Consider the following 420-nt stretch of genomic DNA (forward strand, 5'->3'; position numbering starts at 1 on the left):
GCCCCGGTGAAGTAGACCGACGGCTCTCGTCCACCCGCAGCAGGTAGCCGGGGGCGGAGGTCTCGATCAGGTCGCCGCCGCTCGGGCCGAGCTCGCGTACGAAGATCTTGCGTAGTTGGTAGATGTACGTCTGGGCCGTAGTGACCGCGCTACGCGGCGGCTGGGTGCCCCACAGCTCCTCCATTACGGTGTCGAGGCTGACGATCTGGTTCACCCGGAGTACCAGCAACGCCAGCAACTGCCGGATCTTTGGAGCGCTGGGGGTCTGCGCTACGCCACGACTGATGGCCTCGAGTGGCCCTAGCACTTTGAACTCCATCGAAAAGCTCCTCGCCTGTTGGCTCACTTCTCGTACCGGTCCGGGCGTACGCCGCAACTTGAGGCCTGCCCCGGTTGTGGACCCTAGGGAGCCGCGCTCGG

General features: G+C 65.5%; 1 protein-coding gene. It reads right to left on the bottom strand.

The features are described 5' to 3' along the window. On the bottom strand, positions 1-238 hold a 238-nt coding region (locus EAD98_RS00065; protein WP_233583646.1), incomplete at its 3' end, for a helix-turn-helix domain-containing protein. Between the last annotated feature and the right edge of the window lie 182 nt (positions 239-420).

This window comes from Micromonospora sp. CV4 (assembly GCF_003667455.1).
Classification (GTDB): domain Bacteria; phylum Actinomycetota; class Actinomycetes; order Mycobacteriales; family Micromonosporaceae; genus Micromonospora.